General features: G+C 29.2%; 13 protein-coding genes. All 13 read right to left on the bottom strand.

Annotated features, from left to right (window positions below):
• Nucleotides 1-496 (bottom strand): oligosaccharide flippase family protein (locus tag ACI32A_RS03105; RefSeq protein ID WP_439753563.1); only part of this gene is annotated, 496 nt, incomplete at its 3' end.
• Between the two features lie 26 nt (nt 497-522).
• Entirely contained in the window at nt 523-1,521 is a 999-nt protein-coding gene (locus ACI32A_RS03110) for a hypothetical protein (protein WP_439753564.1), read from the bottom strand.
• A 1-nt stretch (nt 1,522) separates the two neighbouring features.
• Nucleotides 1,523-2,440, bottom strand: a complete 918-nt coding sequence (locus tag ACI32A_RS03115; RefSeq protein WP_439753565.1) for a glycosyltransferase family 2 protein — start codon at nt 2,438-2,440, stop codon at nt 1,523-1,525.
• Nucleotides 2,437-3,324: a glycosyltransferase family 32 protein gene (locus ACI32A_RS03120; RefSeq protein WP_439753566.1), complete on the bottom strand. Its 888-nt coding sequence runs from the start codon at nt 3,322-3,324 to the stop codon at nt 2,437-2,439. Before ACI32A_RS03120 ends, ACI32A_RS03115 begins: the two co-directional genes overlap by 4 nt.
• The gene (locus ACI32A_RS03125; protein WP_439753567.1) at nt 3,296-4,423 is read right to left on the bottom strand and encodes a hypothetical protein; all 1,128 of its coding nucleotides are present in this window, start codon (nt 4,421-4,423) and stop codon (nt 3,296-3,298) included. The genes ACI32A_RS03120 and ACI32A_RS03125 overlap by 29 nt, the downstream gene beginning before the upstream one ends.
• 29 nt (nt 4,424-4,452) lie before the next feature.
• The gene (locus ACI32A_RS03130; protein ID WP_439753568.1) at nt 4,453-5,379 is read right to left on the bottom strand and encodes a glycosyltransferase family 2 protein; all 927 of its coding nucleotides are present in this window, start codon (nt 5,377-5,379) and stop codon (nt 4,453-4,455) included.
• A gap of 615 nt (nt 5,380-5,994) precedes the next feature.
• On the bottom strand, nt 5,995-7,338 hold the full coding sequence (locus ACI32A_RS03135) for a glycosyltransferase (protein WP_439753569.1): 1,344 nt from the start codon (nt 7,336-7,338) through the stop codon (nt 5,995-5,997).
• A gap of 6 nt (nt 7,339-7,344) precedes the next feature.
• On the bottom strand, nt 7,345-8,511 hold the full coding sequence (cps2T, locus tag ACI32A_RS03140) for a beta 1-4 rhamnosyltransferase Cps2T (protein WP_439753570.1): 1,167 nt from the start codon (nt 8,509-8,511) through the stop codon (nt 7,345-7,347).
• Nucleotides 8,512-8,544: 33 nt separating this feature from the next.
• A complete protein-coding gene (locus ACI32A_RS03145; protein ID WP_439753571.1) occupies nt 8,545-8,703 on the bottom strand; it encodes a hypothetical protein in 159 nt (52 codons plus the stop codon).
• A gap of 78 nt (nt 8,704-8,781) precedes the next feature.
• On the bottom strand, nt 8,782-9,459 hold the full coding sequence (locus tag ACI32A_RS03150; RefSeq protein ID WP_439753572.1) for a LytR/AlgR family response regulator transcription factor: 678 nt from the start codon (nt 9,457-9,459) through the stop codon (nt 8,782-8,784).
• Nucleotides 9,460-9,470: 11 nt separating this feature from the next.
• On the bottom strand, nt 9,471-10,808 hold the full coding sequence (locus tag ACI32A_RS03155; RefSeq protein WP_439753575.1) for an exopolysaccharide biosynthesis polyprenyl glycosylphosphotransferase: 1,338 nt from the start codon (nt 10,806-10,808) through the stop codon (nt 9,471-9,473).
• Nucleotides 10,809-10,848: 40 nt separating this feature from the next.
• On the bottom strand, nt 10,849-12,345 hold the full coding sequence (locus ACI32A_RS03160; protein ID WP_439753573.1) for an LCP family glycopolymer transferase: 1,497 nt from the start codon (nt 12,343-12,345) through the stop codon (nt 10,849-10,851).
• Nucleotides 12,346-12,543: 198 nt separating this feature from the next.
• Nucleotides 12,544-13,041 (bottom strand): transcription termination/antitermination NusG family protein, encoded by a 498-nt coding sequence (locus tag ACI32A_RS03165; RefSeq protein ID WP_439753574.1) that lies wholly within the window; start codon nt 13,039-13,041, stop codon nt 12,544-12,546.
• Nucleotides 13,042-13,227: the final 186 nt, after the last annotated feature.

Here is a 13,227-nt window from a genome sequence, read left to right on the forward strand (position 1 = left end):
GTCCTGCATATGCCATAACTATTCCTAAAAATGCAGAAAAAATCGTTCCTCCCAAAGTTGCATAGAAAAAACGTTTGAATAACATATTACGTGATACATATGCCTGTTGTACTCCTTTTAGCCCTGAAATAACGATAGTTAAGCTTATTACCCTTACAACTGATGTTAAGATAGGGATCTTATAAAAAGAAGCTATATATGGTGCAGCTAAAAACATGATCAAATACAGGATTATACAAATAATAAAGTTAAAATAAAAAACAGATGAAAAATCTAAGTCATCTGCATCTTTTTTCTGTATTAATGCTGTACTTAATCCACTGTCTACAAATACCTGCATAATTGTTGTAAAAACAGTAACAAGTGCAACCGTACCATAATCTTCTGGCATCAGTAATCGTGCCAAAATTATGGAAACAATAAATGTTACAATTTGTGCTCCACAACGTTCAGCAAAACGCCATAAGAAATTTGATAAAACTGATTTTTTATTCATATATTACCTTTTTATATAGTTATCTTTTAGTTATCTTTCCTTTTAATATAACTTAATAAACACTTTATTAATATTTTTATTCTATCAATAAATGATAACTCCATATACTTATCATGCAACTTTAACTCATTATCGTTAACTTCAACTATAGTCTCATTTTTAAAACAAAACGTAGAATCAGATTTTAACTGTCGTTGCTTCAAACTATCAGCATTTTTAAATGGAGTATTATAATTAACCCCATTACCATCAACACCCAGGTCTCTTTGCAAAGGTTCAATGGATGAAATTACAAACTTGTCATGTAAAATTAAATATATGTCTATCATAAAATCTATAGGAATTAAATGACCTTCATACCACGGTAATCGTTTTTTTTGAAAGCAAACCATCGCTAAATATTGATAAAAAAAACAATGACTTTTTTTATATATTTTAATCAAATCTGAAAATTTTAAAAAACCTTCTTTTTCTTCTACATTTCTGCAAAAACATTTTATGTTTTCATCTTTTTTTACCCAATATGCCGATGCATGAAATATCAATTGTCTTTTTTCAACATTATTCTCTTCTGTTTTTCTTATAGGAGGAAAATAGCCATTTCCACACCAAACATAATCTGTTGCATTTATTGCATATATACTTTCATCTTGTTCAAATAAAAATAATCCTTTATCACAAAATTCTAAAAAGCATGGTGCTAATTCATTATCATCTTCCAAAAATATATAGCGATCATATTTATATTCTTTACTCACTTTTTCTTTTATCCACTCAAAATTTTTAATTGCTCCTAAATTCTCACTTTGAAAAAAAACATATACATTCTTAAAACCCTCTATACCCTCTTCCAAGTACCTTTTAATTTTATGATAACCTTCTACATATTTTTTTTCCAAAGGATAATCTACTGAAATAAATATTTCAGTTTTATCTGCAAAACTATTTTTCTGCAATGATATCATGCATCTTTTAAAGCATTCATATCTATTTAAAGTCGTAATTAATACTGGAGCATAAATCATCTCATTTCTTTACCTTTCTGATTGCAAACGATAACGGGATTCCAAATACAGTCAAAAACAAATATCTAAAAAACGAAATATTAATTTCCTTACATCTATTTTTATAATTAACATTTAACAATCTCATAGTCTTATTAAATTCACGCAAATGCTGCATTTTAGTAGTAAATGGTTTTAATTCTAAACATTTTTTTATGTATAAACAATATCCAGTATAATTACTAATATGTCCCATATAACTATTAGCACCTTTTTTCGTTAATCCGTCATCTAAATATTCACATACATATATTGGATGATTAAACCATCTTAACTTATATCCTGCCGCAGCAATTTGCATCCAGCAATAATCCTCAGTTATAAAATATTCTCCTGGAATTTCTGGAAATTTGAATTTTTTTAAAATATCAGTTCTATAAATTTCTGCTTTGTCTCCTATCAAACCAAATTTATCTCTTTCAAAATTAGTGGCATCAACATATTCATCCGAAAACTTAACACTTCCTCCCCAAATTTTACCGTTAGTAGATACTCTTAACCCTGAAACTCCTGCAAATGATTTATCATTAATAATTGTTAGCAACCATTTATCTACTGATTTAATAGCATCAAAAGTTAATGTATCATCACTGTCTACTATGAATAAAAAAGTACCTTCTGCTAAATCAAATGCAAGATTCATTGCACGATGCTTCCCACCGTGAATTTGTTTCTCATATCTAATATCAAAATTTTGATTTTCTTTTTTCCAATTTTCTACTAATTGAGCTGTATTATCATCAGAATCATCATCAATTATAAGCCATTCAAATCTGAAGTCATCTTTTTCTTGATTGCAAAGAGACTCGTACAATTTTGGTAAAATGTATCCTCTATTAAAAGTTGGAGTAAAAATTGTTAGCAATCTATTAATTGTCATGCAGTTTTCCTCCTAAACTTTTTATTAATAGTGTTTAATCCAAAAAGAATTGTTCCTAATATCCCTAATTTTTTTACTTTATTTTTTAATCTATATGGTAGAGTATATATTTTCCATAACTTTTGACCTTTATTATTTCCAAATTTTGATATTAATATTTGCAAAGTCTGAAACTGTTTCTTCTCTATTTTGCTATGCCAACTAGCAGAGTAGTGATGGATTGACCGAGTATTTTTTGTGATTATTAGGTTACCTGTCATATAATTTTTAGGGCAGAAATAATCTGACGGATAAATTGTGATTCCCAATATTTTCTCATTTAAATTTTCTTTATATCCATATTTTTCTAATAATAAAGTCGATTTGTATACAACAGTTGACAAATCGACTTCTCCTGATACATTATAAAAACTACTTTTATTATATATATTCAACATCTCTTCATAAAATGGATGGTGAGCAGGTGCAGCAATTCCTAATCCAGGATTAATTAAATAATTGTATTTATCAAATTGATTATCGTAACAATCACTCTCCAGTTTAGGTTCACATCCCATGTAAGCACCAGTCTCAATTAAATCATCAATTGATGCGATTAATTCTACATCGGTATCCATATATATTCCACCAAAATTATAAATAATCCAAAATCTTGCATAATCTGAAACAAATGCCCATTTTTTTTCATTATAAGCACCTCTTGTGTATTCACATATATTCACATCAAAGTTAGTTTCATTCCATTCTTTGATTTCATATTTTGGACAAAACTTCTTCCACGAGTCAATACATTTTCTTGCTAATTCTGGTAATGGATTATTACCAAACCAACAATAATGTATCACTTTAGGAATATCATTGTTTTGAATTTTTAAATCTTTCATATAATTTTAATCTCCATTTTTCACATGATTTTCGATCAAATAAATAACAAGTAAAAAGTAACATTGATACATTCATAAAAATATATGTGGAAACATTTTCTGTAAACATATAAACAATAAAAAAAGCTATTAAGATTATAATATCAAAACGTTCATCTTCAATTGCTCGAAAAAGTGTAAAAACATATCCTAAAATCACAGTCATATAATAGATTAATCCATTATTGAATAACATTTTACTGTATCCTATATCTAAAATATATGTGGTATTCTTTGATGTTAATATTATATCAAAATCATTTCCTAACAGATTAATCCCATATTCTTCATAAAAAAAATGAGCTTGACTTAATCTTCCCGTCATCAATTTATCTAAAATTTCAAAATGATTATTATAAATAATTGGAATTAATGTAAAGAAAACAATACCACATATTAACGCTAATACTATTATCCATAAAAACATTTTTTTTGCTGAACAATATTTATAAATTGTTACAATGACTAGAGAAAAAATTGAAGTAAATAATCCTGTAATACTTTTTGTAATCAGAAAAATAATAATACTACCAAAAGTGAATAAAATAATTTTTTTTATGTTAATAGAACCTGATTTTAAATACATGTATAGATTCATGAGCATCATATAATAAGCAGAACACATATTAGGATGTCCTAATCCCAAACTATGCCTTACTCCTCTTGAATTAATCATAATCGTTTCCTCAGATAATCCCAAAATATAGAACCCTAAAAAAAACAGACAACATATTACAGTTACATTAAAACTATATTTAACGGCCTTATCAAAATCTATTTCTTTACTAGCACACAATACAATTGCAAACCAAAAAACTCGCATATCTTTCGATGATAGATACGCAAAAATTCCATAGCTACAAAACAATACAACTAATAAAATATCAAACCAATTTATACTTTTTTGCATTATTATTGCTAGTCCGAATATTATTATCGATATATAAGATATTATTGAAATGTTATAAGAATATAAATTTGAATTTGCTACACAAAAATGCATTACCATCAAAATCCATGCAAAATAAAATAAATTCTCACTTGATATATATTTTTTCAAAAAGCATCTCCTTTATTATCTATAAAAAACTAAATTTTTAAATATAATTTTGGAAAATAATTAAACAAAACTACTTTTAATCTTTCTTTCATATTAAGCGCATATTTCCAAGAAAACATAAAATTTATTTCTTCTATTTTCCAACCACAAATTTTAAATCTACGCGAAGCAGAAATATAATATTTTGTCAAAACACCATATAAATATTTTTGATATTCTTTATCCTTTATATTCGATATAATTTGATACCATTCTTTATAAATGTCTATAATCATTTTTACTTTTTTATCTGAATTATTTGAAGTCATAATTGAGTTGCTTCTTATAACATAATTATAAAATGGATAATCGACATATAATACTCTATTTGATGCCAAAAATAATCTTAGAAGCATTTCCATATCCTCAAAATAATACCCTACTTTAAAGAATAATTGATTCTTCAGTAAAAAGTCTCTTCTGTATAAATTTAATACTGCTGGTGCATACCACTCATTTTTCTCTATAGAACGGATAACAAAGTCTCTTGAACTATACACCTTGTTTGGAATTATATTTGTATGTTTTTGATATAATATTCTGTCTTCTCGTATTTCTTTAATGGCCCCTACAACAAAATCAACGTCAAATTGCATACCTTGTAAAAGACGTTTACATGCATCAATTTCAATATAGTCATCCGAATCCACATACATCACGAATTCACCGTTTGCTGCATTAAGTCCAAAATTTCTTGCTTCAGATAATCCCCCATTATTTTTATGAATAACTTTTATCCTTTTGTCTTTTTCTGCATATTTGTTACACATTATTGGACATTTATCTGGACTTCCATCATTAACAAGAATAATCTCTAAATCATGATATGTTTGATTCATGATACTTTTAACGCAACGATCAAGAGTATTTTCAACTTTATAAATCGGTACGATAATACTAATTAACCCTTTTATCATTTAGTGTTTCCTTCCTAACATTTACTTTATTTTGATAAGAGCTTTACACCGGAATAAATTGTCTAAAATACAAATAATTTTAGGGATTAAAAACACCTTTCCTAGAGCTACAACAACAGCAATAACAACATTATTAAGGAATTTATTCGTCACAAAAATATTTACCGCCATAACGATTCCATTATCCAGTTCATTTCCACCTACACATAAAAATACAGTCGTTTCAAATAGTTGTTCTATTAGCAATTTTCAATCCTCTACCAAGATGTTGAAGTCCACTTGTGCATTCAATTAGGGAATTCCTTCCTATTATTGAAAAATTTCCAATTAATACACCATCTTTTGAAAGATAATCAACATAAACTCCATTTTGAATTTTGGTTTTCTTCCTATTGAAAGTCTTTTTTCTCAACAATATTTACTTTTTTTACCAACAAAAACACTTTTTGTTTTTTATATCCATGCGAAAATAATCTGCTTCAAATTATCATGTGTCCATATTTCCAACATTGACGAAGGAGATATCCCATTCCTATTGAAGAATCAATCTTGAAATTTTTCTTACCTGCAATCTCCAACAACTTATCCATGATAATCATATCCATCTCCTCTTTATTACCTTTTGTAGCAAATTTTCTCAATTTGTTCAGCCATTTCTTCAACCTGCATAATATTCTGCTTCTCAACTATTGTTTTGTTCATTTTTGTTAATTCTTTAGCTGTTAAATTTTGAAACGTATCACACAATTTATCAGGAGTAATATCATCAACAACAATTCCCGCACCACTAACTAATATGTCTTTAGCTCCAACATTATTGCTGATTATCACAGGAACACCATAACTTAATGCTTCTAGGACCGTAAAACCAAAGGTTTCGTACAAGATACTTGGACAAACCAAAACATCTGTTTCTTGAAATATTTTCTTCAAATCTTGATATGTATAGCGTTCATGTACTTTTATATAAGGTGACTTCTCAGGTGGAGTAAAATGTACATCTAAACAGAAATTTTGTTGATTACTGCTTAATTTATCAAGTGCTTCCTTGAGGAGAAAAAAGCCTTTTGCCCGTCCCATTGGGCCTAAGTACCGAATACGGATCAAGTCATCTGAAAAACATTTTATGGAGCGATGATTTTTAATATCAGCATGAGTAATATTGATAATATTACTGTTAGGGGATTCAAAAACACTTTCATATATTTGCTTTGTTAATGTACTATTGTAGTGAATCACATCCATAAGCTTAATCAATGATCCATAATAATTACGTAATCTCTTATAATCTTTTGCTGTTCCCACAGGATGAGCAAAATCATTAGCCGTTGATTCATTCAAATAATTATCCCTATGTTGTTTTCTAAGTCTTTTTACCAACATTGATTCCTTCATCTTCCTATACAAAGGTGATTGCAGGATTTCTATTTTTTTTAGACTTAATGCCGTCGTATTACAGACTCCACAGCCTTCACATGTTTGTACACTATTACATACTGATTCGTGTCGAAACATTGTCACTTTAGGACATATCGGGAAAAAATCATGTACAGACAAAACTAATCGGATATTTCTTTCTTTTGCTGCCATTAAAAAGGACTTATGCAATCCCATCAACGTATGTATATGTATAATATTTGGCTTAAAGGTATTCAATAACATATCATAAGGTCTCTTATCCGTATCAACGGTAAATGCATAAATATTTGCAATCCCCTCATCAAATGAAACCGGTAAAGGATTAATAATTTCAAAACTAAGTATGCTTTGATTTCCTAATGATACCTCTCCTTGATTTTTGATCACTGTTTTCTTGTTAATAATTCCTATCTGTCCTGGCCAAAGCATAGCGACTGTATGTCCCTCTTTGGATTGTTCAGCCATCAAATCAACACAAAATTTTGTTAACCCTCCACTACGATAGGGTGGAAAGCCTAAGGAATAATGTAATATTCTCATGCTAATTCACCTATATATCTCCGCATATCTGTCTGATATGTATTCCCAGCTATATGCAGCCTTTATTCTTTCTTTAGCTTTTTTACCAAGTTCTTCTCTATCCATTTTTTCACAGTTATCAATCAACTGTGCAAGGTTTCCATCTTCTTTTGTCCAATAAAGTGCACTGTCTTCAGCTACTTCTCTATTGAATCCAACATCTAATAATAGATTTAATTTAGTAGAGCCAAGTGCTTCTAGTAAGCTTGGATTTGTTCCTCCAACTTCATGACCGTGGAAATAACCATATGCTTCTTCTCTTATTTTTTTTAAGAGTTCCTGATCATATACTGTTCCAACAAACTTGATTCTTTTATCATTTTTAAATCCTAATTTATCTTCTAATTCTTTCTGAAGTTGAGGATTTGTATTTGTAATAATCGCGAAGTCTTTTTTTGTATGAGATTTCATATATTCTTTGATCATCGTTTCATAGTTATTCTCAGGAACAAAACGTCCAACAATTAAATAATACTCATTTCTTTTTAATCCTTTTTCTTTTAACCAATTCTCAAATTTTTCTTCACTGCATTGACTAGGTTTTGTCTCAGCTCCATACGCAATAAAAGTAGTATTCTTTACTCCATATTCCTGCTGAATATATTTCTCAATATTCTTACTGTCACAAACAATTAAGTCACTGCCTTTGACCATTACTTTCTCACTAAATTTCCAATAACTTCTTACTGGTTTACTCCATTTAGCTCTTTTCCATTCATGTCCATCAGGATTTAAATAAAACTTTCCACCCAATTTTTTTACTTTCTTTTTATAGTAACTAAAAAAAGGTCCAATTCGACATGTCATTATATAGACAATCGGATGTTGGATCTTTTGTTGTTTAATAATTTCAATGGATTTAGCTAATGCAGCACAGTCATAATAAATAGCTTGAGCTGGTCCTAATTTTTCAGGAATTTTTATTTGGAAGCAATCTGCATTATGGTATGTATACCTACCATCTATTACTTTTACACCGTTTGGAACAGAAGCACCCTGACCATTTGCTTTTGTAGCAACATGGTATTTAATATCTAGATTATTTTGATGATATTCTGTTAATTTATCAATAAAAGTTTCATAACCACCATAGGCACCTAGTGATTTAGCACCAACTAAAAACACATGTTGCATCAATCATTCTCCTTCTCTTTTTACTTCTAAAATTTAATCAGTTTCATAACCAACTAATTCAGTCTGAATCTTATCGCTAAAATATTTATTTTCTAAGTATTCAATTCTTTTGTTGCTTCTTAATTGTTTAAGTACAATAGTTCCTTCAATATTCATTCGAGTTGATTCTTTTGAATGAATTTTAATTTCCATATATAATCCCTTAAACTTAAAAAAGAAGGTTTCCCTTCTTTATGTATCTAATACTAATTCTTATTCCCTTGTTTAAATTTATAGACAGTCTAGAAATCTATTTCTAAAGTCTTTTGAGTATTTTCTAGAGATTGGAATTAATGCATCATTAATCATTTTTACTTTTTCTCTTGTATAGGATTTAAAGTATCTTGAATTCAATAAAAAAGAATTATGTACTCTAATAAATGAATCATCTAATTCCTCCATGAAATCATCTACATGTTTATACGTAATTCTTTCAGTTCCATCTACTAAATGAATAATAGTTTTTCTTTTATCTCTTTCAAAATAAATAATATCTCTAGCTTTTTGTACATAAATTGTATTTTTCCAACTATATCGTACATAGTCTTCATCATTGTATTTATATGCCCATAAAAAAGAACGAATCGCATTGTCTAAATAATCCAATCGATCTTTATACACAAAGGCAATATGTTCTACTTCATATACTTTATAAGAATCTTCTAAATTACTACCCACAAAAATAATCTTAACATTTTTAAAATCAGTGGCAATTTCTCTTGAATTTTCTAACCAGCCTTCTAAATCCACATCAATAAATAAACAATCCATTTCAAAGTTTCTACGATGATTCATATAACTATTGAATGTTCCATATTTTTGAATAATATACTTCTTTACAACTGAATCCAGTTCTCTTTCAATTTGTTTGACCACAAACCGATCACTGGAAATAATACCAATGTTCATAATCTCTCTTCCTATTTGGCTCCCATCTTCATAAAAACTGTTTTAACTGTACGAATTAATAACTGAATATCTAAATCCAGATTCCAGTTTCGATAATAATATTCATCTAATTCTAAACGATCCTCAAAACATACTTCACTTCGTCCATGTGTCTGCCACATTCCAGTAATACCGGGTTTGGATTTGATTACTGTTTTGTAGTATTCTTTCATGTCCGGTATTTCTCGAAATAAATAAGGTCTAGGACCAATTAAAGACATATCCCCTTTTAATACATTGATAAACTGTGGAAATTCATCTAAACTTGATTTTCTTAAAAAATTCCCTGCTTTAGTGACTCTTGGATCGTTTTCTAACTTTTTATTAGTTAAATATTCTTCTCGAATCATTGGATCCTTTTCCATTAATTCTTCTAATTTTTTTTCAGCTCCCACAACCATGGAACGATATTTATACATCTTGAAAGCTTTTCCATCTAAGCCAATACGATCTTGTTTAAAAAATACAGGACCTGTATCATGGCATAATAAATTTAAAATCTTTACAATTACTGTTAATGGAATCAAGAATAAACAACCCACTAAGCCAGCACAGATATCCATGCACCTTTTAAAAAAGACATCCATTAACTGGGTGTCTCCTGTCGATGTATTGATCAAAACTAATCCATCAAAATTCTGTGGCTTGGAATTAAAAGTAAAAATACCTTCAATTCTTGGTACGTACTTTATATTCATGACCTTGTCATCAATCAAAGACATTAAATAATCCATTTCTTTTTTAGATAAACCCTGAATACTAAAAATACACGAATCAATTGGATTATTTTCTAAATATTTTTTTACATCTTTTAAATCAATCATTTTGGATTCATCAATTAATGGAACCTGTTTATGAGCAATTCTTTCACTTTCATTACAGTTCACAAAAGCCATTACTTCCATTAAAGAAAATCTATTTCCCCTTACAACACGATCAATTTCTTTAGCATTTTCTCCAATCCCAAACACTAAAATTTTCTCTTTTAAACGATCCCTGAATACAATACGAATTGTTCGAGAACATACAACAACCAATACAAACGATACAACGGTCATTAATACTAATCGAACTAAATAAGATACTGTATACATATTGTGTGGTGCAATCACAAAACAGAATAATAAATATAAAATATGGGATTTGATCAACAAATTGATTTCATCCCATATTAATACCGAATTTTTCTTGTAGCGACCCATCATATACTGTACAACCACATACGCAAATAAATACTTTCTTATATAGACATTGAATTGAAAAAACCATAACAAAAATAAAGTTATGAATATTTCACTTATCAATTCCATCCAACTAATCTTCGACACTCAAATTCCCTCATTCTCTTCTCTATTGTTGTGTACTATCTTGTGAATTCACATATGGAGGACTTTCTCCATTCATAATGGATAAGATATCCGCTTTGGCATTGTTCACAGTTGTTTCATCTGGATACATGACATAGGCATAGTCACCCAGTTCATACGCAAAATCCGTTCCCCCACTTCCATTTAGACTATATTGATAAATGGACCAGGAGCCTCCATTGGACAATTGATCCTTCACCAGTGCAAACACCTGATTCATATCCATATTGGTTTGGATTAAATCGGACATCGTATTCATAATCTGTGAGAAATTATTTAACAGTGCAGGTGATACCATTTTTTTAATAATAGCGGTCATAACCTGCATCTGATTCTTACCACGCTGTCGATCTCCATCGCTGTAGGCATATCTCTCACGTGCATAGCCTAAAGCACATTCTCCATTTAAATGGTTATTCCCTTCATAAACCGTACAACTTGTATTTCCGTTACCCACGTTGTTTATAGTCTGTGAAGAGTAGATGTCTATTCCATCTAATAAATCTACCAATGTTTTAACGGTCTTGAAATTGACTCTTACATTGTAGTTGATTTCCATTCCTAATAGATTTTCTATAGTTTTCTCTGTTGTAGAAATACCATGCCATCCAGTATGTGTTAACTTATCTTTTTGACCGTTTGCACAGCCATCTGACGCATCACAAACCGTAGTCACATAAAAGTCTCTAGGAATGGACAACATAAAGATTTGTTTGGTTTTTGGATTGACAGTTACTACTAAGTTGACATCACTTCTTGAATCACTGTCATCAAAGCCTTCGGTTCTTGTATCAATTCCACTGATCAAAATACTAAATGGTTCATTGACTACGTCTACATCATTTACATCATTTGTCTTTTCTACATAGTACGTATATGAATATACTTCTCTTATATCGTCTTCAAAGTTTTCAAAGTCTTCGTATTCTTCAATGGTTGATACATACATTTGATCAATGCAGATACAATCAATGGCCTGGCCTTTGAAATCTTTGACAAGTTCTATAGAAGACGTATATTCTTTGATTTCGATATTTTTGTTTAATTTATTTAAACAAATATCTACATTCTCTCGATTGTTGTTTTGTAAGATTCCTATTACCCGATTCTCTAAATCCTTTTCTTCTTTAACAGCACTCATCTTTAAAGCATAGATACTAATCACTTTTTTCGTTTTAGTATCATTGCTTGAAATCTTCATAATGGAATCCACTGTTTCATCGATATATTTCATCGCAAAACAAGAACTGAAAATTAATACAATCGATAAAATTGCTGCAACTACTTTTGCGACCCTCTTTCTAGCTTTTAACCATAAAACAATTAAAACCAAAACAATAAAAATAATACATAATGAAAAAGGTATAATTATTTTCAAAGGAAGAATACCCAAATTACTTAATTTAAAAATAAAAATACCAGCAACAATAATCATTCCTATACAAAAATATATTCCTATATTTTTTAATAAGTCTTTCATAATACTGAATACAACAGAACTTTTAATTCTGTTTTCTCCCTTTCATACACAATTCACAAATATTACATTATTTAAGCCAAAATATACAAAAGTACAACATTTTTGTCATAATAAAAATACTCTTTTCCCTACTCAGGAAAAGAGCCATCCATATATTATCGACCACAAATAAAAGAAGGCGGTAAACCATTCTCTTCTCTAATTCGTTTCATGTCTTACCATAACACCTGAAACCCATTGCTGATGATCCAGAAAATATAAATTTAACCACACCATATGATTGTGACGATCCACTTTCACAATATAGTCTTCAAAACCCATTAAAGGTCCAGAATCAATGGTTAATCGCTTATTCTCTAAATGCCCATAAGACATTCTCAAGATACCTTGTTTATCCAGCAACCGCTCAAGCACTACGATTTCTTCTTTTGTCAAAGCAGGAACATCTTTATACCGAAGTTCCTTAATAAATCCTTTTTTTACTTCCATTTTTCGAATAGCAGTAAAAAAATCAACCTGGTTTTTATTACTTCTCACAAATACATAACCTGGAAATAAAGCTTTTAATGAAATACCATCTATATCTCTTCGATAATATTCATATTTAAAACTAAACGCTTCCATGCCTTCTTTTCTTAATAAAGAAACAAGGACATCCTGGTTCTGTGTTTGCACAAATAAAACATAATAATTCATAATCAACCCCGACCAAGTGGTCTTGAATTATTTTATCAAATTTTTACACATACGATGATGTTGTTTTTTACAATAAAACGTCGATTTATTACATTTGGTCAGAAAAACTAAAAAAAATCTAAAAAGTGCATTTTAAAAAGAATATTTAAAACTAGATGAGGTCAAAGTCGACCTTTAAAATCATGA

The organism is Floccifex sp., assembly GCF_051873555.1.
Lineage (GTDB): Bacteria > Bacillota_I > Bacilli_A > Erysipelotrichales > Erysipelotrichaceae > Floccifex.

What these genes read in the sequence shown, in the direction of transcription:
- cps2T (WP_439753570.1), bottom strand. Translation starts at nt 8,511, where the DNA reads ATGCAACATGTGTTTTTAGTTGGTGCTAAATCACTAGGTGCCTATGGT.
- ACI32A_RS03110 (WP_439753564.1), bottom strand. Translation starts at nt 1,521, where the DNA reads ATGATTTATGCTCCAGTATTAATTACGACTTTAAATAGATATGAATGC.
- ACI32A_RS03150 (WP_439753572.1), bottom strand. Translation starts at nt 9,459, where the DNA reads ATGAACATTGGTATTATTTCCAGTGATCGGTTTGTGGTCAAACAAATT.
- ACI32A_RS03155 (WP_439753575.1), bottom strand. Translation starts at nt 10,808, where the DNA reads ATGGAATTGATAAGTGAAATATTCATAACTTTATTTTTGTTATGGTTT.
- ACI32A_RS03160 (WP_439753573.1), bottom strand. Translation starts at nt 12,345, where the DNA reads ATGAAAGACTTATTAAAAAATATAGGAATATATTTTTGTATAGGAATG.
- ACI32A_RS03135 (WP_439753569.1), bottom strand. Translation starts at nt 7,338, where the DNA reads ATGAGAATATTACATTATTCCTTAGGCTTTCCACCCTATCGTAGTGGA.
- ACI32A_RS03165 (WP_439753574.1), bottom strand. Translation starts at nt 13,041, where the DNA reads ATGAATTATTATGTTTTATTTGTGCAAACACAGAACCAGGATGTCCTT.
- ACI32A_RS03145 (WP_439753571.1), bottom strand. Translation starts at nt 8,703, where the DNA reads ATGGAAATTAAAATTCATTCAAAAGAATCAACTCGAATGAATATTGAA.
- ACI32A_RS03120 (WP_439753566.1), bottom strand. Translation starts at nt 3,324, where the DNA reads ATGAAAGATTTAAAAATTCAAAACAATGATATTCCTAAAGTGATACAT.
- ACI32A_RS03115 (WP_439753565.1), bottom strand. Translation starts at nt 2,440, where the DNA reads ATGACAATTAATAGATTGCTAACAATTTTTACTCCAACTTTTAATAGA.
- ACI32A_RS03130 (WP_439753568.1), bottom strand. Translation starts at nt 5,379, where the DNA reads ATGATAAAAGGGTTAATTAGTATTATCGTACCGATTTATAAAGTTGAA.